Origin of the sequence: Pseudomonas crudilactis (assembly GCF_013433315.1) — a bacterium.
In the GTDB taxonomy this organism is placed as follows: Bacteria; Pseudomonadota; Gammaproteobacteria; order Pseudomonadales; family Pseudomonadaceae; genus Aquipseudomonas; species Aquipseudomonas crudilactis.
This window is the reverse complement of the sequence record NZ_WXVV01000011.1, coordinates 70,454-90,047: the sequence shown is the minus strand read 5'-3', so window position 1 is coordinate 90,047 and position 19,594 is coordinate 70,454. Positions and strand designations below refer to the sequence as shown.

Annotated in this window: 19 protein-coding genes; 9 read left to right on the top strand and 10 right to left on the bottom strand. The window is 61.0% G+C overall.

Annotation, left to right across the window (positions count from 1 at the left end; translation table 11 throughout):
• Window positions 1–11 precede the first annotated feature (11 nt).
• From GTU76_RS14040 to GTU76_RS14030, 3 genes are read left to right on the top strand one after another with little or no spacing between them, the layout of a single operon-like run.
• Window positions 12–1,619, top strand: coding sequence for a carboxyl transferase domain-containing protein (locus GTU76_RS14040; protein ID WP_180698858.1), 1,608 nt, complete (start codon window positions 12–14; stop codon window positions 1,617–1,619).
• A 13-nt stretch (window positions 1,620–1,632) separates the two neighbouring features.
• Window positions 1,633–2,448 carry a gamma-carboxygeranoyl-CoA hydratase gene (locus tag GTU76_RS14035; RefSeq protein WP_123450855.1) on the top strand — a complete coding sequence of 272 codons (816 nt, stop codon included), beginning with the start codon at window positions 1,633–1,635 and terminating at the stop codon, window positions 2,446–2,448.
• Complete coding sequence (locus tag GTU76_RS14030; protein WP_016983929.1) at window positions 2,448–4,397, top strand: acetyl/propionyl/methylcrotonyl-CoA carboxylase subunit alpha; 1,950 nt, start codon at window positions 2,448–2,450, stop codon at window positions 4,395–4,397. The genes GTU76_RS14035 and GTU76_RS14030 overlap by 1 nt, the downstream gene beginning before the upstream one ends.
• A 40-nt stretch (window positions 4,398–4,437) precedes the next feature.
• Here the strand turns inward: GTU76_RS14030 and GTU76_RS14025 are convergent, their stop codons facing one another.
• Window positions 4,438–5,097, bottom strand: coding sequence for a LexA family protein (locus GTU76_RS14025; protein WP_016983928.1), 660 nt, complete (start codon window positions 5,095–5,097; stop codon window positions 4,438–4,440).
• A gap of 129 nt (window positions 5,098–5,226) precedes the next feature.
• Between GTU76_RS14025 and GTU76_RS14020 the strand changes: the two genes are divergently transcribed.
• From GTU76_RS14020 to GTU76_RS14010, 3 genes are all read left to right on the top strand, one after another.
• On the top strand, window positions 5,227–5,565 hold the full coding sequence (locus tag GTU76_RS14020) for a DUF6124 family protein (protein WP_016983927.1): 339 nt from the start codon (window positions 5,227–5,229) through the stop codon (window positions 5,563–5,565).
• Between the two features lie 479 nt (window positions 5,566–6,044).
• Window positions 6,045–7,196, top strand: a complete 1,152-nt coding sequence (locus GTU76_RS14015) for a M14 family metallopeptidase (protein ID WP_016983925.1) — start codon at window positions 6,045–6,047, stop codon at window positions 7,194–7,196.
• A gap of 148 nt (window positions 7,197–7,344) precedes the next feature.
• Window positions 7,345–8,538, top strand: a complete 1,194-nt coding sequence (locus GTU76_RS14010) for an MFS transporter (protein WP_180698857.1) — start codon at window positions 7,345–7,347, stop codon at window positions 8,536–8,538.
• Here GTU76_RS14010 and GTU76_RS14005 read toward each other — a convergent pair.
• Together GTU76_RS14005 and GTU76_RS14000 are read right to left on the bottom strand one after the other, a co-directional pair.
• Window positions 8,535–9,080, bottom strand: coding sequence for a cytochrome b (locus tag GTU76_RS14005; RefSeq protein WP_180698856.1), 546 nt, complete (start codon window positions 9,078–9,080; stop codon window positions 8,535–8,537). The genes GTU76_RS14010 and GTU76_RS14005 overlap by 4 nt on opposite strands.
• A complete protein-coding gene (locus GTU76_RS14000; RefSeq protein WP_180698855.1) occupies window positions 9,077–10,183 on the bottom strand; it encodes a catalase family peroxidase in 1,107 nt (368 codons plus the stop codon). Before GTU76_RS14000 ends, GTU76_RS14005 begins: the two co-directional genes overlap by 4 nt.
• A gap of 157 nt (window positions 10,184–10,340) precedes the next feature.
• Between GTU76_RS14000 and GTU76_RS13995 the strand changes: the two genes are divergently transcribed.
• Window positions 10,341–10,847 carry a sigma-70 family RNA polymerase sigma factor gene (locus GTU76_RS13995; RefSeq protein WP_016983921.1) on the top strand — a complete coding sequence of 169 codons (507 nt, stop codon included), beginning with the start codon at window positions 10,341–10,343 and terminating at the stop codon, window positions 10,845–10,847.
• Complete coding sequence (locus GTU76_RS13990; protein WP_180698854.1) at window positions 10,844–11,599, top strand: anti-sigma factor family protein; 756 nt, start codon at window positions 10,844–10,846, stop codon at window positions 11,597–11,599. Before GTU76_RS13995 ends, GTU76_RS13990 begins: the two co-directional genes overlap by 4 nt.
• A gap of 124 nt (window positions 11,600–11,723) precedes the next feature.
• Here the strand turns inward: GTU76_RS13990 and GTU76_RS13985 are convergent, their stop codons facing one another.
• The 7 genes from GTU76_RS13985 to GTU76_RS13955 all read right to left on the bottom strand — a co-directional run bounded on the left by GTU76_RS13985 (window position 11,724) and on the right by GTU76_RS13955 (window position 18,151).
• Window positions 11,724–12,695, bottom strand: a complete 972-nt coding sequence (locus GTU76_RS13985; RefSeq protein WP_180698853.1) for a Csu type fimbrial protein — start codon at window positions 12,693–12,695, stop codon at window positions 11,724–11,726.
• Window positions 12,692–15,049 (bottom strand): fimbria/pilus outer membrane usher protein, encoded by a 2,358-nt coding sequence (locus tag GTU76_RS13980; protein WP_180698852.1) that lies wholly within the window; start codon window positions 15,047–15,049, stop codon window positions 12,692–12,694. Before GTU76_RS13980 ends, GTU76_RS13985 begins: the two co-directional genes overlap by 4 nt.
• Window positions 15,050–15,128: 79 nt before the next feature.
• Entirely contained in the window at window positions 15,129–15,917 is a 789-nt protein-coding gene (locus GTU76_RS13975; RefSeq protein WP_180698851.1) for a fimbrial biogenesis chaperone, read from the bottom strand.
• 33 nt (window positions 15,918–15,950) lie between these two features.
• Window positions 15,951–16,451 (bottom strand): Csu type fimbrial protein, encoded by a 501-nt coding sequence (locus GTU76_RS13970; RefSeq protein ID WP_175553814.1) that lies wholly within the window; start codon window positions 16,449–16,451, stop codon window positions 15,951–15,953.
• Window positions 16,452–16,455: 4 nt separating this feature from the next.
• Window positions 16,456–16,992 carry a Csu type fimbrial protein gene (locus GTU76_RS13965; RefSeq protein ID WP_007949687.1) on the bottom strand — a complete coding sequence of 179 codons (537 nt, stop codon included), beginning with the start codon at window positions 16,990–16,992 and terminating at the stop codon, window positions 16,456–16,458.
• Window positions 16,993–17,012: 20 nt separating this feature from the next.
• Window positions 17,013–17,546 (bottom strand): Csu type fimbrial protein, encoded by a 534-nt coding sequence (locus GTU76_RS13960; protein ID WP_016983915.1) that lies wholly within the window; start codon window positions 17,544–17,546, stop codon window positions 17,013–17,015.
• 101 nt (window positions 17,547–17,647) lie between these two features.
• Complete coding sequence (locus tag GTU76_RS13955; RefSeq protein ID WP_180698895.1) at window positions 17,648–18,151, bottom strand: Csu type fimbrial protein; 504 nt, start codon at window positions 18,149–18,151, stop codon at window positions 17,648–17,650.
• A 305-nt stretch (window positions 18,152–18,456) separates the two neighbouring features.
• On the opposite strand from GTU76_RS13955, the gene zapE reads away from it, so the two are divergent.
• Complete coding sequence (zapE, locus tag GTU76_RS13950) at window positions 18,457–19,587, top strand: cell division protein ZapE (RefSeq protein ID WP_180698850.1); 1,131 nt, start codon at window positions 18,457–18,459, stop codon at window positions 19,585–19,587.
• The last annotated feature ends 7 nt before the right edge of the window (window positions 19,588–19,594 follow it).

Here is a 19,594-nt window from a genome sequence, read left to right as displayed (position 1 = left end):
CGGAGCTGGCCATGGCTACCCTGCACACTCAGCTCAATCCCCGCTCAGCGGAGTTCGCCGCCAACAGCGCGGCGATGCTCAAACAGGTCGACGCCCTGCACACCCTGCTCGCCCAAGTGGCGCAGGGTGGCGGCGCGAAAGCTCAGGAACGTCACACCTCGCGCGGCAAATTGCTGCCGCGCGAACGCATCAACCGTTTGCTCGATCCGGGCTCACCGTTTCTGGAAATCAGCCAACTGGCCGCCCATGCGGTGTATGGCGAAGATGTTCCGGCCGCTGGTGTGATCGCCGGTATCGGCCGGGTTGAAGGCGTCGAATGCATGATCGTCGCCAACGACGCGACGGTTAAGGGCGGTTCGTACTACCCGCTGACCGTGAAAAAACACCTGCGCGCGCAGACCATCGCGCAGCAGAATCGTCTGCCGTGCATCTATCTGGTCGACTCAGGTGGCGCCAACTTGCCGCGTCAGGATGAAGTGTTCCCGGATCGCGAGCATTTCGGACGGATTTTCTTCAATCAGGCCAACATGAGCGCGATGGGCATTCCGCAGATCGCCGTGGTCATGGGTTCTTGCACTGCTGGCGGCGCCTATGTGCCGGCGATGGCTGACGAAGCGATCATGGTGCGCAATCAGGCGACGATTTTCCTCGCCGGCCCGCCACTGGTAAAAGCCGCGACCGGTGAAGTGGTCAGCGCCGAGGATCTGGGCGGCGCCGATGTGCACTGCAAGATTTCCGGGGTCGCCGACCATTACGCCGAGAGCGACGAACATGCCCTCGCACTCGCCCGCCGCAGCGTCGCCAACCTCAACTGGCGCAAGCTCGGTGAAGTGCAGCAGCGCACACCGATTGCGCCGTTGTACAGCAGTGACGAGTTGTATGGCGTTGTCTCGGCCGACGCCAAGCAGCCGTTCGACGTGCGCGAAGTGATTGCGCGACTGGTCGACGGTTCGGTGTTCGATGAATTCAAAGCGCTGTTCGGCACTACGCTGGTCTGTGGCTTTGCGCACCTGCACGGCTACCCGATCGCGATCCTGGCCAACAACGGCATCCTTTTCGCTGAAGCCGCGCAGAAAGGCGCGCACTTCATCGAACTGGCCTGCCAGCGCGGCATTCCGCTGCTGTTTCTGCAGAACATCACCGGCTTCATGGTCGGGCAGAAATACGAAGCCGGCGGCATCGCCAAGCACGGCGCGAAACTGGTGACAGCGGTGGCGTGCGCCAAGGTGCCGAAATTCACCGTGATCATCGGCGGCAGCTTCGGCGCCGGTAACTACGGCATGTGCGGACGCGCTTACGATCCACGCTTCCTGTGGATGTGGCCGAACGCGCGGATCGGCGTGATGGGCGCCGAGCAGGCAGCGGGCGTGCTGGTGCAGGTCAAACGCGAACAGGCTGAACGCAGTGGCCAAAGCTTCAGTGCCGAGCAGGAAGCCGAGATCAAGCAGCCGATTCTCGACCAGTACGAAGAGCAGGGTCACCCTTACTACTCCAGCGCACGGCTGTGGGACGACGGCGTCATCGACCCGGCGCAGACCCGCGATGTGCTGGCCCTGGCCTTGTCCGCGTCGTTGAACGCGCCAATCGAACCGAGCCGCTTCGGCGTGTTCCGGATGTGATCGGGAGAATCTCATGAGTGATTTCAACACCCTCGAACTGCAGAGCGACCCACGGGGTTTCGCCACGCTGTGGCTCAACCGCGCGGAAAAGAACAACGCCTTCAACGCCGAGATGATCCGCGAGCTGATCCTCGCTCTCGACAAGGTGGCCAGTGACGCCAGCCTGCGTTTTCTGCTGGTGCGCGGCCGTGGCAAGCACTTCAGCGCCGGTGCTGATCTGGCGTGGATGCAGCAATCGGCCGAACTCGATTACCACACCAACCTCGACGACGCCCGTGAACTGGCAGAGTTGATGTACAACCTCGCCAAGTTGAAGATCCCCACCGTGGCTGTGGTACAAGGCGCGGCATTCGGGGGCGCGCTGGGGTTGATCAGTTGCTGTGACATGGCGATTGGCGCCGATGACGCGCAATTCTGCCTGTCGGAAGTACGCATTGGTCTGGCGCCGGCGGTAATAAGCCCGTTTGTGGTGCAGGCCATCGGCGAACGCGCTGCACGTCGATATGCCCTGACCGCCGAGCGTTTCGGCGGGCAACGTGCGCGCGAAATCGGTTTGTTGTCCGAGAGCTATCCGGCCGCTGAACTTGATCAGCAAGTCGAGCACTGGATCAACAACCTGCTGCTCAACAGCCCCGCCGCCATGCGCGCCAGCAAGGATTTGCTGCGTGAAGTCGGTAACGGCGCGCTGACCCCGGCGCTGCGCCGCTACACCGAAAATGCCATCGCCCGTATCCGCGTCAGCCCTGAAGGTCAGGAAGGCTTGCGCGCCTTTCTGCAAAAACGTCCGCCGAGCTGGCAAGCCGCAACCACCACCAAGGAGCCGCGTTGATGAGCGCACCTGTTCTCACCACCCTGCTGGTGGCCAACCGTGGCGAAATCGCCTGCCGCGTGATGCGCACCGCCAAAGCCTTGGGCCTGACCACGGTTGCCGTGCACAGCGCCACCGACCGTGAGGCGCGGCACAGCCGGGAAGCGGATATTCGCGTGGACCTGGGCGGCAGCAAAGCCGCCGACAGTTATCTGCAAATCGACAAGCTGATCGCAGCGGCCAAGGCCAGTGGCGCGCAGGCGATTCATCCGGGTTACGGGTTTCTCTCGGAAAACGCCGGGTTCGCTCGTGCCATAGAAGCGGCCGGGCTGATTTTCCTCGGCCCGCCCGCCTCGGCCATCGATGCCATGGGCAGCAAATCCGCCGCCAAAGCACTGATGGAAACCGCCGGTGTGCCACTGGTGCCGGGTTATCACGGCGAAGCGCAGGATCTCGACACCTTCCGCGATGCCTGCGAACGCATCGGTTATCCAGTGCTGCTCAAAGCCACAGCCGGCGGCGGTGGCAAAGGCATGAAAGTGGTCGAGGACGTCAGCCAATTGGCCGAAGCCCTCGCCTCGGCTCAGCGTGAAGCGCAGTCATCGTTCGGCGATTCGCGGATGCTGGTGGAGAAATACCTGCTCAAGCCGCGTCACGTGGAAATTCAGGTGTTCGCCGATCAGCATGGCAACTGCCTGTACCTCAATGAGCGTGACTGCTCGATTCAGCGCCGTCACCAGAAAGTCGTCGAAGAGGCGCCGGCACCGGGCTTGTCCCCGGAGCTGCGTCGCGCCATGGGCGAAGCGGCTGTGCGTTCGGCGCAAGCAATCGGCTATGTCGGAGCCGGTACGGTGGAGTTTCTGCTGGATGCGCGCGGTGAATTCTTCTTTATGGAGATGAACACGCGCTTACAAGTGGAGCATCCGGTGACTGAAGCTATCACCGGTCTCGATCTGGTCGCGTGGCAGATCCGCGTTGCTCGTGGTGAAACGCTGCCGATCACTCAAGAGCAGGTGCCGCTCAACGGCCATGCAATTGAAGTGCGCTTGTATGCCGAAGATCCTTCAAATGACTTTCTGCCGGCAACCGGACGTCTGGATTTGTATCGCGAGTCCGCTGAAGGGCCCGGGCGTCGAGTCGATAGCGGGGTCGAAGAAGGCGATGAAATTTCGCCGTTCTACGACCCGATGCTCGGCAAGCTGATTGCCTGGGGAGAGGATCGTGAACAGGCGCGACTGCGTTTGCTGAGCATGCTCGACGAGTTTGCGATTGGCGGTTTGAAAACCAACATCAACTTCCTGCGGCGGATCATTGCGCACCCGGCGTTCGCGGCGGCGGAACTGGATACCGGGTTTATTCCACGTTATCAGGAGCAATTGCTGCCAGCACCGGGCACGTTGAGCGATGCGTTCTGGGACGCGGCGGCTCAAGCGGTGGCGCAGAGCCTGCCCCAGTTGGCGCGCCAGGATGACCCTGCTTCGCCGTGGTCGCTCAACAGCGGTTTGCGTGCGGGTCTGCCACGGGAAATCACTCTGCATTTGACTTGCGAGGGGCAGGACCGAGCCTTGACGCTGAGCGCCGCTGACCACGCCAGACTGTCCGGTGAAGTGCTAATCATCGAGCACGAAGGCGTCCGTCGTACGTTGCGTGCGATTCGCCAAGGCGATGCTCTGTACCTGCAATGGGACGGTGAGTTGCGGCGCATCGAGACGTATGACCCGATCAGTGCGGTCGAAGCCAGTCACAGTCATCAGGGTGGCCTGACGGCGCCCATGAACGGCAGCATTGTCCGTGTGCTGGTCGAGGCCGGGCAATCGGTCGAGGCCGGCGCGCAACTAGTGGTGCTGGAAGCGATGAAGATGGAACACAGCATCCGCGCGCCGCATGCCGGGGTGATCAAAGCACTGTATTGCCAGGAAGGTGAAATGGTCGGCGAAGGCAGCGCTTTGGTTGAACTGGAAGAAGTGTGAACGAGAGGATCGATCCTACGCCTGGCGAGGATCGATCTGACTAGTAACGCGCCGTTGCCTGAACCACAACACCGATAATTCGACACTCATCGGTCAGCAGCGCCTTCGGCCACGTCGGATTGAGCGGCACCAGGTAACGCTGGCCGCCCTCTTCGTCGAGTTTGCGAAAAATCGCTTCAGCGCTGTCGGGCCACTGAGCGATCACCAGTTTGCCGGGCACCGCCTCGGCCGCCGGATCAACCAGAATCAGCATGCCTTCGGCGATGCTCTGGCCACTGGGAGCGGTCATCGAATCCCCCGTCACCGTCAGCCAGAACGCCGGGCCACGCGCGTGGTAATCCGTCAGTTCGAAACGCTGTTTGCCTGATGCCTTGGCGTAGGATGCCGCATCGCTCTCGCGCACCTCGCAGGTCGTCTGCCAATCGCTGACCGGGTAACGGAAGTAAGGGTTGTACTTCTGCGCCAGCGGCATGTCGTCGTCAGATGTTATTTGCGGTTCCCGGATCACCAGCACCACTTCCAGAAAATCCATGCCCAGCGCTTGCAGCACGCGATTCATTTCCGTGATGCCGGGTTCGCGACGCTTGTTCAGCCAATGGCCGATCCCGCCCTGGGACATGCCGACGCGCTCTCCGAGCTCTGTTTGAGTGATTTTGAGTTCACTCATCTTGGCCTTGACCAACTCAATCCATTTATCCATGTGCGGCACCTTAGCGGACGCCCTGCGGGCTACAAAACACAAATTGTAGTATTTAAATTTTAGTAATGACTACAACACGTACTATTCTGAGGCTCACGGATTTCCCCTCAACAAGGAGTGCCCTTCACCATGAATATCAGCAGCAAAGACTTGCCCGATCTGCAAATGGACACCACTTTCAGCTCGCCTCAGGGCAATGCGGCGGCCCAGCGAGCACTCGACTATTACTTGAAACCAGCTGTGTCAGAACCCGAGGTCGACGAACGTTTTTTCGATGTCAGGCGCCATCTCAGTGGCGAGGAAGCGCTGGTGCACGCGTCGGATCTGTTGCGCTGTGCAGCGGCCACTGCGTTCAAGGCAGCCGAAAACCTGCAAGGCGCGAGTCGCGACCTGGCCTTTTCAGTGGTGCACATGGTGGATATGGCGCGGGCAATGGTCGACCATTCACTCGATGGCGATGAGGCCTGAGGAGCGGGAGTCCGGACGGACCGGAAAGTATTTTCCAATCGCGCAGATAAAAACATTTGACTTGCAAATGATAATGATTATTATTGCATGCAGCTGGTCGCGAGATCAGTCGATGGACCAGAGACCTTAGGTCGGTCTTCTGGACTATCTCCTCATCAGGCTAATCACGGTTTTTGACCCGGCTTTTTGCCGGGTCTTTTTTTGCCCTTTTTTCGGGCTTATAGCTTCAGGCTAATGAAGTCTTCAGGTGTTGCAAATTCGATGGCGCGGATAATATCAAAAGAATATCGCTTGGCAAGCCGAGCCCGGCCACATTGGGGCAAACTAATGACAATTAGCACTTGAGAATCAATCGCACAGTCTCTAAGCTGCTTGCGCGTCATGGAGGACGCCCCCCGCCACACCCCGCAATTCCCCTCGGTTTCAGCCCTGCCTGCGTGTACAGTAACGGCCATAAAAATCATATTCAGGAATCGATTATGACCGTGGCCAAATCTTCGTTCGACATCAGCGCCAACTTCGACAGCGGCAACATCCAAGTCATCGACATCAGCAACCCGCTCAATCCGGTTCTGGCCATTCGCCCGGACACCCGCAGCGCTCACTTTCAGTGGTTCCACTTCAAGGCCAGCGGTCTGCACGTCGGCCAGGAACACTGGTTCCGCCTGAACAACGCCAGCCAGTCCACATACAGCAAAGGCTGGCCCGGTTATCAGGCCGTAGCGTCCTACGATCACGTCAACTGGTTCCGCGTGCCGACCATTTTCGAAGGCGATTGTCTGCGTTTCTGCCTCGAAGCCACCCAGACCCACGCCTGGTTTGCCTATTTCGAACCCTACAGCCGTGGCCGTCACGACTGGCTGATCGAGCAGGCGCTGAGCAAGGCCGGCACCGAATTACTGGCGACCGGTAAAAGCGTCGAAGGTCGTGACATTCAGTTGCTGCGCAAAGGCTCGGGAGCCGAAGGCCAACGCAAAATCTGGATCATCGCTCAGCAACATCCCGGTGAGCACATGGCCGAATGGTTCATGGAAGGCGTGATCGAGCGCCTGGAAAGGCACGATGACCCGGTGCTGAACAAGCTGCTCACCAGTGCCGATCTGTACCTGGTGCCGAACATGAATCCGGACGGCGCGTTCCATGGCCATTTGCGCACCAACGCCATGGGCCAGGATTTGAACCGGGCCTGGCAGAACGCCAGCCAGGAGATCAGTCCCGAAGTGCTCTTCGTCCAGCAGCAAATGGAAAAGTACGGCGTCGATCTGTTCCTGGACGCCCATGGCGATGAAACAATCCCCCACGTATTCACCGCCGGTTGCGAAGGCAATCCGGGCTACACGCCGCGCATCGAAAAGCTCGAAGAGCACTTCCGCAATCACCTGAAACACACCACCAAAGACTTCCAGACCAAGTACGGCTACACCCGCGACGAACCAGGCCAGGCCAACATGACCCTGGCGTGCAACAGCGTCGGCCAGAAATTCGACTGCCTGTCGCTGACGCTGGAAATGCCGTTCAAGGATCACGACGACCATCCCGACAAAGAAACCGGCTGGTCGGGCAAGCGCTCAAAACAGTTGGGTAAAGACGTGCTGACGACCATCGCCGACATGGTTGATACCTTGCGCTGATCCCCTCCTCCGTCCCTCAAAAGATCGCAGCGTGTCTGCGATCTTTTGCTTTCTGCCATTCGTACTTTCGCGCAAACAGGTTGCAAAATAAAACCCTAATCAATACCGTGATCTAGGTTTTATTTTGAAACCTAAAGGGATGCGGGATATGAAACCTCTCAAAAGCAGCGTCGTTTTGCTTTTCTCTGTGGCCTGTGGGCTGGCCGTGGGTAACGTGTACTACGCCCAGCCGCTGCTGGACGCGATGGCTGAAGCGTTTGCGATGTCGCCGGTAACCATCGGGGTGGTGATCACCCTGACGCAAATCGGCTACGGCATCGGTCTGGTGTTACTGGTGCCACTCGGCGATCTGCTCAACCGGCGCAAATTGATCGTCACCCAGACACTGCTGTCGGCAGTGGCCTTGTTGATGATCGCGCTGGCGCCCAGCAGTGTCTGGCTGCTGCTCGGCATGACATTGACCGGGCTGCTCGCCGTGGTCACGCAGGTGCTGGTGGCCTACGCCGCAACGCTTGCTGTCCCGACGCAGCGCGGGCGCGTGGTCGGTGTAGTCACCAGCGGCATCGTCGTCGGCATCTTGCTGGCACGCACGGTTGCCGGGGGTATGGCCGATCTGGCTGGGTGGCGTGCAATCTACTTTCTGTCAGCCGGGCTGACACTGTTGATGGCATTGCTACTGTTTCGCGTTCTGCCCAAGCATGAATCCCCGCAGCCCGCGACTAGCTACATCGCACTGATCGCCTCGGTGTTCAGCCTGTTCAAAGAAGAACCGGTGCTGCGCCAACGCGCGATCCTCGCCCTGCTGACCTTCGCCAGCGCGATGGTGCTGTGGACGCCGATGGTGCTGCCGCTGGCCGCCCCGCCACTGTCGTTGTCGCACAGTGAAATCGGTCTGTTCGGATTGGCCGGCGCAGCGGGTGCGCTGGCCGCCGCACGGGCCGGGCATCTGGCGGATCGCGGCCTTGGCCAATGGGTCAGCGGACTTTCGCTGTTGTTGATGCTTGCCTCCTGGCTGCCAATCGCCCTCACCCAATCGTCGTTGTGGGCATTACTGCTTGGTGTGATCACCCTCGATTTGGGTCTGCAAGCCGTACACGTCACCAGTCAGAGCATGATTTACAGCGTGCGTCCGGCAGCGCAAAGCCGCCTCACTGCCGGTTACATGCTGTTCTACTCGATCGGCAGCGCGCTGGGCTCAATCAGTTCGACCGCCATGTATGCGTGGGCTGGCTGGATCGGCGTGTGCCTGCTCGGCGCGGGCATCAACGCAGTGGCGCTGGCCTACTGGTGGCTGACCCTGAAAAGCGGCGCACCGGCACGATGCGCCACTCAAGCGAGTTAACCGCGATCGCGACCGCGCAACATGCTGTCGAGCACCTCGTCGCGGCGGATCCAGCCATGAAACAGCGCCGCTGCCAGATGCAACAGCACCGTCAGGAACAGCAGATAGGCCAGATAGCCATGCGCCTTGCGCAGCAGCGCAAACAGCTGCGCGTCCGCCGGAACAATCGATGGCAACTGCAACGTTGTGCTGAGCATGACCGGCTCACCCGAAGCGCTGATCATCGCCCAACCGAGCAACGGCAACACCAGCATCAACGCGTACAGCAACAAATGCGAAGCCTTGGCCGCCAGCACTTGCCAACCCGGCAGATCCGCTGGCAACGGTGGCTGGCGCGTGGTCAGCCGCACCAGCAAACGCACAATCACCAGCGCCAGAATCGCGATACCCAGCGGTTTGTGCAGATGGATCAGCCATTCATACCGCTCGGAAACCGAGGTGACCATGCCGGCGCCGATAAACAGCATGGCGATGATCATCAGCGCCATCAGCCAGTGCAGCAGGCGCGCCAACAGGGCGAAATGCGTCGGTTGAGTTCTCATGGACGAGCCTCCTGTTTGGCGGCGGGCAACTGGCTGACTTCGCTGGTGCGGCGCAGATAGGAATTGGCGTAACCGGCGGAACGGGCCGCGAGCAACGGGTCGTCGGAGCCCTGAATCCCGGCCGGCAGCACCAGCGGGTCGTAGTTGATATCACGGCACTCGCCGCTCAGTTGCGGCTGGGTTTTTTCCAGCACCAGCGTGCCCGCATTCAACACTTTGCGCCCCTCAGGCCAAGACTTGCTGGCGTCATTCACCGGGTCATCAGGATTGGCCAGGGTGATGTTCAACTGAAAGCGCAGCGGCGCGGACGCCAACCGTTGCACCAGATCCTTCTCGAGAAAATCGCCGCCCTCAGGTGCACTGGCGCCCGCAGCATCGCGCGCCAACGGCGTCATGCTCCAGCGCACGGCCTGTTTTTTACCGCTGGCGTCGACCAGATAGAACGCGTTGACGCTGTTATAGGTTTCGGTGGCGTAACTGGCCGACGGTTTGGCCGTCTTCACCCAAGTCAAAAACGGCACGGTTTCCGGGTGCGAGGCGAAGAACGCTGGAACCTTCGCCGGATCAGGTTTACCCGTGGCCGGATCTGGCGATTGCGCCTGCTGCAATTGATAAAACGCTTCAGGGGTGCCGACCGGGAACACCGGCATGCTGTTCATCCCGGTGCGCCACTGCTGCCCATTGGCCTGAGTGAAACGCAGCGCCAGACTGCGGATCGGCACGCTGCTGTCCGGTGCATACGGATTGCCCGCCGGCAGCGCGAATCGACCGACCACCGGGGTCTGCGGCTCGTTGAACACCTGCGCAGTGGAAAACACCCGCGCCTCGCCACTGCTTTCGAAATGGCCGATCACGCAGACGCCTTTGGCGTGATTACGACGGAAGCCAGGGTGCACGCCGTTGTTCTTCTCCAGCACATCGACCAGTGCTTTTGGCGTCAGGCGTTGTGGGTCAAAGTTGCCGTGCACGTAGGCAAACGCCCCGGCCACGGCAGCGACTACCACAGCAATGCCGCCCAGACGCAGCACCAGGCTCGCTGCACTCAGAGGTGGACGCTTTGGCCTGCCGGGCGGTGCAGTATCGGGTGATGAACGATCAACCATGAACGACTCCAGGGCCATCGGCCACGAGTAGGAAGAATCAGCAAGACGCACCCCGCGCGGATTTATTCCCCGCCTCGGTATTTATTTTTCCGAACGTGGAATAACCTCCAACGACGGACGTCTCCCTAGTCCACAGCGTAGTGACTAGCAGAGTTTCATGAGCGAATTCGACGAACAGTTGAGAGAAATCATTCCCAGATTGCGCCGCTTTGCCGTGTCACTGACACGCAATAGCAGCAGCGCTGACGATCTGGTACAGGCCAGCCTGGAGCGGGCGCTGTCGAGTTGGGGCGATAAACGCGCTGACGGCGACTTGCGTGCCTGGCTGTTTGCGATCCTGTATCGGCAGTTTCTCGACGCCCATCGTCGCTCCCGACGCTATGCGCGCATGCTCGAATTCTTCACCGGTCGCGACGACGCCGAGCCCTCGGTCGAGCGCACCGTCATCGCCCAGTCGACCCTGCAAGCCTTCGATCGCCTGCCCACCGAACAGCGCGCCCTGCTGCTGATGGTTTCGGTGGAAGGCCTTTCCTATAAAGAGGTCGCCGAGATTCTCGGCGCCCCGATCGGCACCGTGATGTCGCGCCTGTCCCGTGCCCGCCAGGCCTTGCGCCAATTGAGCGACGGTGAAATCAGCAGCCCCTCTTTGCGGATACTCAAATGATCAGCCTGCCTCCCAACGAACGTGACCTGCACGCGTATGTCGACCACCAGCTCAGCGACGCCGACCGGCGTGTGCTGGACACCTGGCTGGCCAGTCACCCGGATGAAGCGGCGCAGGTTCGCGCCTGGCAACAGGATGCCCAGCAACTGCGCGCAGCACTCAGCGGTGCGTTGCAGCAACCGGCCAATCCAGCGCTTGACCCGGCCCTGCTTCGCCAACGCCGACAACGTCAGTCACGGCGTCATCTGGCCAGCGCGGCGGTGTTGCTGATCGCGGTGAGCATCGGTGGCTTCAGTGGCTGGCAGGCTCGCGAAATGACCCTCGTGCGCTCGACCATGTTGCCGATGACCGACGCTTTGCAGGCCTATCGCTTGATCGCCCAGCAAGGCATGCTGCCGGCCGATTACAAGGTCGCCAATGACGGCGACATGCAACGCTGGCTCGACCGCTACTTCACCCAGGCCAGTCGCTTGCCTGATCTGAAGGCGGCCGGGTTTGAACCGGTCAGCGGACGCCTGCTCAGCACTGACGAAGGCCCGGCGGCGATGGTCATGTATGAAGATGGCAGCGGGCATAAGGTGAGCTTCTACGTACGCCCGCCTGGGCCTAAGAACACCTTTTTGCCCCGGGGCAGCCGCAGTGATGGCGACTTGCAGGCCGAATACTGGTCGGGCGGTGGCTACAACTATGCAATGGTCAGCCCGGTTGATACGCCAGCAGCGCAACAGCTCAAGCAATCACTGCAATTCTGAAATTCACCACCTCCCCCCTGTGGGAGCGAGCCTGCTCGCGAAGGCGCCAGATCAGTCGCATCGTTGCTGAATGACACACCGCATTCGCGAGCAGGCTCGCTCCCACAAGGGATCAGCTTCAGGCTCAGAAACCTACGTCGAGCACCACATTGTCCAGATAAGTGCCCGCCGGCGGCGTGGTCTGGTCGGTGTAGATCTTCGCGTTGTAGTTGAAGATCTGGCTGCCCGTGCCCAAGCCGTTCCCCGGATTGACCTCGGCGTCGGTACTCGCCCGCCGAGCCGTGCCGACACTGCCCCAGCGCGTGGTGCCGGCACTTTTGAAAATATCGTAGGCCAGATAATTGCTTCCGGAAATCATCCGGCGCCGGCCGCCGACACTCACTGCGTTCTGCCCGTCGCTCAACCCCACGGTATAAGCGCTGCCCTTGGTGCAGGCCAGATTGATCGTCTGTCCGGTCACTGGGGTGAACGCGCTGACCACCGGCGCGCTGCCAAAGGCAATGTTCGGCGCCGTAATCGTGCAGTCGTTGGACACCGTCAGATTCACCGTCAACGACGTCGTGCCGTTGGCAATATCGCGACCGAGGCAGATGGCACCGATGCCGATCCCGGAACAGTAATTCCAGTTCCAGAAAATACTCAGGGTCTCGGTGTACACCCCGGCGGCGACGTTGCTGCCAATGGTTGTACCGAGATACAGCGGCACGGTTTTCGGCGTCGTACCATTGAGCAGGCCCAAGGCGTCGATGATGCCGTTGCGCGCAAAGTCATAGGCGGTGCCGCGGGTCAATGGGTAACTGGTGCTGTTGTTGGCGTAGATCGTGTAATTGATGACATCGCCGGTCGGCCCGACCAGACCACTTTGAGTCGAAGAAACGGTGCCCCAGAAGTGGTCGTTGCTGGTCAGCAGGGACAACAAAGAGCCGGTGCAGCTCAAACCCGCATTCAGTGTGGAACTGGGTTGCGACGTCGTGCGCACGGCAATCGAACTGAGCATGCCGAACGCCGCCGGCGTGGTGCTGACCACCGAGCACGCGGCCTGCACCGCCCCGGGTATAAGCAGTGCCAGACATAACAGCCATCGCCGGAACATCATTGGCACACCAACGGGCCAATCAACGGCACCTGATCCTGATTCAGATCGACACTGAACTGCGCCTGACAGGTCTTGCCGTCGGCCAGCGTCACTTGCAGCGAGTTCTGCGCCTGCAGGTTTTCCAGATAAACCAGCCCGTCCCAACCGACCACCGTCCGCGTGCCGCTCTGCTCGTGCAAAACACCCGCGCCCAGCGGCAACTCGCGCTGCTGCGGGTCGACCAGCACGATGCTCGCGGCGATCACCCGGCTCAGCGGAAACTCCAGCAGATAACCGCTGCCTCGGCGCACGGCAATGCGCTGTTCGACGTTGGGACTGCGCACGTTGGCCGGCAGATTCAGTGGATCGATTTCATACTTGCCGCGGTAATAGGCGCTGCTCCACGGCACCAGCAGATGACCATTCTTGTCGGTCTGACCGACCTGCTGGTTTTCGTAGCGCACCGGAATGTCGGCAAAACCATCGGTGCTGACCACCACAAACGCGTCGTCGATGCGGTTGGCAGCAAACACCTGACGGTCCATCCACACCAGCGAACCACTGGCATCGGCCCAACGCGTTTCGGCGTCGGAAGTGCCGTAGACACCGGCCTGCAACTGGACGGATTGCAGACGCCAGGTGACGTCGGCCTGACGATAATCAGCGCCGTCACCCTTGGCGTAGCCCAGGTTGAAGCCAACGCCACCCTCGGTTGGCACCGCACGACTGTAGTTGACCCGCTGCTGGCTCTGCCCGGTTTTACTGCGATCGCTGCTGATCGCCAGACTGCCGCGCAGATCGAACGGAATCACCAGTTGCGCCTGCACCGCCCAGTTGCTGTCGCCGATCTCGCGGTTGGCCGACAAGTAGAAGCTGCTGTTGCGCCATAACGGTTTGCTCCAGCTGAGGTTGAGCAGCCGCGTGCGCGAGTCGTCCGCCGCGCGCACATCGAAATATCCGGCACCGAGGCTGCCCCAGCGCTCAAGGTTAAGGCTCAGTGTCGCCTGCTCGCTGCGCCGGCTAAGACTGATGTACGGGCTGTCGACCACGCTCAGGTCGGCGTATTGATCATGACGTTGCAGCCGCTGATAGGAAAAGCTGAAACGCTGGTTGCTGTACTGATAACCCAGGCTGACCTGATGACCGCCCTCGCCGTCAAAACGGCTTTGGCTCAACGCACTGTTGAGCACACCAAAGTTGCCAAGCTGCCAATTGCCGCCGAGGCCGCCCAGTGTCAGCGCGTCGGCCGCTTCGGCATGGCTTTCCAGCGTAAAGCTGTCGCTGACGCCATAGCGCAGGCTGCCGGAGGTGACACCCGGCCCGTAGTTGAAATCCTTCAAACCGTAGTCGCGGCGCAACGTACCGGCGGCCAAGGAGAAATCGCTCAAGCCTTTTTGCAGCAAAGTACTGGTGACATAGAACGGCACCGTGGTCGAGACCTGCCGACCGAGCGCATCAGTGGTCACTACGACGGCTTCGCCCGCACCGTTGATGAACGGAATATTGGTCAGCGTGTACGGTCCGGGCTGCAAGTCTGCGCTGCTGGATTTGTAGCCATTGATGAACAGATCCACCGACGACGGCACTGCCGCTTCACCGGCAAATTGCGGCAATGGATAGGTCACCAGATCCGGGCGTACCGCAAAGTCCCGGGAAAACTGCACGCCGCCCAGACGCACCGAACTGCTCCACGGCAACGCACCGCTGATCACGTCACCGGCCTCGTAGGTGAGCATTCGTTCGTCATCGGAATATCGCCACGTGGTGTCGTAGCGCAGATAGCCGTTATCCAGCGTGTTGAGCGAATCACCGGACAAGGTTTGCCGGTATTGCCCGGTGTTGGACAGCGTGCCCCAACTGTCGAACAGCCGCACTTCGTTCCACGCCGCCAGATAAGTGCCGGCATCGTCAGTGTCGTTGAGGTACAGGTCATAGTTGAACAGCGCGCCGAAACTGCTCAGTGCCGGGGTGCGCGGGTAAGCCTGGCGATTGCCGATGAACTGTTCCGGCAACCAGTCCGGCGGCACGTCCAGCAGCAGGCGCTGACCGACACTGTCGTAATCACTGTGCAGCCCCGACAGGCTGTCGAGATCGACCTCGGCGCCTAGGCTGTCGGGCAACTTCATGCCGGTTTCGCGCAACGCCGTCGCTGGCAAAAACAAGCGCCCGTCGCGCTGCTGCACCGCCACCACGCGTCCGGTGTTCATCTGGTTGACCACCAGTTCCAGAAACAACTGTGCATCACTGACGGCCTCCATGCCGCTGGGAGGAGGCGGCAGATCGCCGGCCCCGGATGGTTGAACGAACATCAGGCAACACGCGCCGGTGATGAGCCACAACGGACGCTGAATACGGCGAACCCGTCCTGGGTTCATACGCGCTTTACGTCCGTCAATGGACTGAATCCTCCTGATACCGCTTTAGCCGCCGCCAGATGCCCGCGCTACGACTCACTCACTTGGCGGGCGTGATGCTCTGCACCTGTGCCGCGCCATTTACTCGTACCTGCAACGCCGAATCATTGGTCAGCGGCGCCGGTGCCGGCCAGCGCATCACCGCGCCGGGCAGCACATAACCCAACAGCCCTTCGGCCAATGGCTTGCTCTGCCCGGCCTGTTTGATTGCCACGTCGGTCAGTCGCGCATGCACCGCGCCCTGATTGCGTACTTCGACATAAGGCTTGCCGTCCACTGCCACCGTGCGCCAGCTCAACTGCGGCAGGCCGACACCTTTGGGATCGCGCGCGCGGGTGCTGTCTTCTTTGCTCCACAGCCCGGCACCATAGGCAAACAGCGGCACCGAGTAACGCATCTGGAAGCGAATCGCCGCAGCGGTTTTGCCGCCGTCAGCGGTGGCTGGTTGCGCGGAGGGAATTTCGTCGATGATGATCCGGTAGGCCAGCTCCTGCCCCGGCGGTACGTCCTTGGTTCGGGTCAGACGCACCAGTTGTTTCTGCCCCGGTTCGATCTTCGCCACCGGTGGGCTGCCGATCACGTCGCGCTGGTTCTGGTATTGCTCGGCGAAACCACTCTGGCTCCAGCCGAATACGCGGATCTGCAGATTGGCAGTTTCGCTGCCACGGTTTTCCAGCCACAGCGCACTGGCCTGTTGATCAGCCTCCAGCACCGGATCGATCGGCCAGATCAGCACCGAACTCGCCGCTTGTGCCTGGCTTGCCCCAAGCATGACCATCGTCCACATCACACAGCGCATGAAAGAATGCCGTGACGTAACTGACCCCATAAACCTGCTCCTTGTCGGCCATTCAACTTCGCCTTACCACGACAGTTGCACCTGCAACACGTCGCTGTACGTCCCCCCAGGCTGATTGCCCGGCAATTGCACCTGACCGTAAATCGGCAGGCTGATGTTGTTCGCATCGATGTAGGCCACCGCCACACTCTGGCCAATGCCCAGGCTCTGGCTGTATGCCGCATCGCGAAACAGCGCATACGCGACCCGCGCACTGCCGCTGTTGACCTGCATGTGCCGGCCACTGATGTTGTACTGACCGCCATCGACGCTCATGTTCAGCGTCACCCCCGGCGTGCATTGCAATTGCACGCCACCGGTCAGCGCCACCTGCACGGTGCCGGTAGCCAGTGCCGAACGCGAACCGAAATTCAGCCCGCCATAGTTCGACACTCCGCCCACCACCAGACACCCGGCAGTGACCGTGGCGCTCACCTGAAAGCTCTGGCTCGTCGCCGCTGTCAGCGGCAACGGCGCACTGCCGGCACAGAGCAGGAGCAGCGCGGCACAGCCATGGCGGCGCATGGCATCAGAACGTCAGTTCAACAGCGACGGTGTCGGTGTACGTGCCCGCCGGCAAACCGGCCTTGCCCACCGCCTGACCGTAGAGGTTCACCGTCTGCGCGACACCGGTGCTGGCGGCAAGGTTGATCGTCCCGTCGATCGCCAGCAGTTGCGAGTGCCCGGCATCGGTGTACAAGTCGTACGGCACGTAATTGGCAACGCCGTCGTACAACGCTCGTGTGCCTCCCGGTGACATGCCGTCATGGGAACCCGCGCGCACCTTGACCGTCGGCGTGGTGCCACTGGAGCAGAGAATCGACAATGCCCCGCCGCCACCGCCCAACACTTGCCCGGTGGCGGTGGTGAACAGGCTGTTGGCGGTGCCGAAGTTCAACGCACCGAAGTTCAGCCCGGTGGAACCGCCGGCACCGTTGACCTGACAACTGCTGATCAGAATCAGGCTGGAGGTGATCTGGCCGGTGACCGTGGTGGCGGCGTTGGCACTGGAAACCAGCGCCAGGCCAAGCAACGACAAACCTATCCTTGATGCAAATGTACGCATGGTGTCCGTCCTCTACGGGGTTACCAGTCGAGCGTCACCGTCAGCGTGTCGGTATAGACACCTGCCGGTACCGCGCGGGTATTCGCCACCACCGAGCCAAATACCGGAATGGGTATCTGCGCAGCGCTGGTGACAGCGAAATTGTGTTGCTGGCCGATGCTGTAGCTCCGGGCGCCGGAGGGATCGACGAACAGCTGATAGGGAAGGGTCTGGCGGCCGTTGCTCAGGCGCCGGGTATTGCCGTCACCGTGGGTACCGCCGTCGATGGTGACGGTGAAACCGGTGACGGAGGGATTGCAGGCTACGTTGAGTTTGCCGCTGCTGTCGCCGTCGAGACTGGCCTTGATCGGTGCGTTCCAGGTGGGCCCCTGAAGGCCGAAATCGAGGGTGCCGAGGGCACTGACCGGGCTGTCGGGCGTGCCGCTGTTGGTGACTTCACAGCCGGCAATAAGGATCAGCCGCGCATTGATCTGCCCACTGACCGCCGCTTGCGCCTCGTCTGCGAGCAATGCCAGCGTACCTGCCGCCACCACCATCCAGTGTTTGCCTGTCATCGCGACCGTCCCTGCTCCTTTACGCTGACTCAATCACCGCGCTCGTCTTTGAACGCCTTCCTTGCGCACCCACGTCCACCGGGTGCCTGTTGCCATCGCGATCACCAGGTGACCGTTACCTTGACCAGATCCGAATAACGCCCGACTCGCGGCACTTCGGCCAATCGCTCGATCCGCGCGTACAGTGGCAGCTCCACCGTGCCGCTGTCCGGTACCCGCCCGCTGACCGGCACATCCACTACCAGCGGCAGCCGTCGCGCCGCGTCCTGATACAAACGGTATGGAATCGGTTCGCTGCCCGTCGAAGCGGCCATATAGCGGACTTCACCGACACCGCCATGCAAGCCTCCGTCGACGCGCATCTGGTAGGGCGTGTCCGGATTGCATTCCAGGCGTGGCAGGCGCTGATTGGTCAACGCGGCAGCCAACGGCCCGGCGGGGTCATCGAGGCGTGCGGTGCTACCGAAGTCGAGCACACCCAGTTGCTCAATGCCGGCGCCACGCTGTTGACCGATCAACTGGCAGCCGCGCTGCACATCGACGCGCACTTCAACCTGAAGATCTGCAGCATGAACAGGCGCCGCGAATACCCCCAGCAGGCCCATGACCACATGTACATTCACTGCGCCGTTCCTTGTCAGTGATCACTTGCGACGTCGTTTCTGTGATTGAGGTTAGCAACGGTCGACGATTCCGCCAGTCGATTGGATCCAGGGATCGCCCGGGATATGTTTCGAAAGGTTGGCAACAGGTCCGGCCATGTCGCTAAAAATAGCTGTACGTGCGGCACAAATTTGTTCAATTACCGCCCACTGTCGATCCGCTGTGGTGGCTGGCCAGCCCAACGCCTGGTTACACTGTGTCGCCGCGCTCGCGGGAGCCGGTTTTGACGAACACGGAGACGCCGACAGTGCCTGCCCAACCGCCGAAACGATCGCGACTGATCCATCGCTGGCCGGCGCTGCGCCGTTGGTTGGGCAAGGGTTTGCCGGCCGGCGCCGGGCATGACGCCAGCGCCCAGTCGATCCGCGATTACTTCCGGCACAAGGCCGGCGGTCAGGGTTACACCCTCAGCCACAGCCAGCAGCGCGTCATTGATTGCATGGCGCAGCAGGCCAGTCTGCTGTTTGGCGCCGGCAACCGAACCGCGCCGAGTCTCTATCTGTTCGGCGCCGTCGGACGCGGCAAGAGCTGGTTGCTCGATGGCTTTTTTCAGGCCTTGCCGATCACCCAGAAACGGCGCCTGCATTTCCATCAGTTTTTCGCGCAATTGCATCAGGGCATGTTCAGCCATCGCGAGCAGGACGATGCCCTCGAAGTGACCCTCGACGAACTGCTGGAGGATTGTCGGGTGCTGTGTTTCGACGAGTTTCATGTGCATGACATCGGCGATGCCATGCTCATCACGCGGCTGTTCAAGGCACTGTTCAAACGGCGAATTCTGCTGTTGGTGACCTCCAACTATGCGCCGGAAGGGCTGCTGCCCAATCCGCTCTATCACGCGCGCTTCAAACCGGTGATCGAACTGATCAATATGCGCATGCAGGTGATGGAAGTCGGCGGTCCGCACGATTACCGCAGTCAGGCACGCCACTCTGCACATCAGATCTTCACTCAGGGGCATTACGTGTGGCCGGCCACGCCAGCGCAACGCACCGCTCTGGAGCTGCCGCCGGCCGATACGCCAGCCATTCAGATATCCGTCGGCACCCGGCAGTTTCAGGCTCGATTGTGTGAAGAGCGGCGTGTTGGTTTTACCTTCGGCGATCTGTGTGAACAGCCAACGGCGGTCATGGATTATCTGGAACTGTGTCGACGTTTCGACCGCTGGATCATTGATGATCTGCCGGAACTGGGAGAGTGCTCGATCGCCGCCCAACAGCGCTTCATCAACCTGATCGACGTGTTGTACGACCTGGACAAACACCTGACGCTGCTCGGTCGCCTGCCCTTGTGTGAAAGCCTCGACGGCTATGCCATAGACCTGGCGCGCACGCGCAGTCGCCTGGGGCAGTTGCAAGAGTTGCACAACAACGACTGAGCCTGCT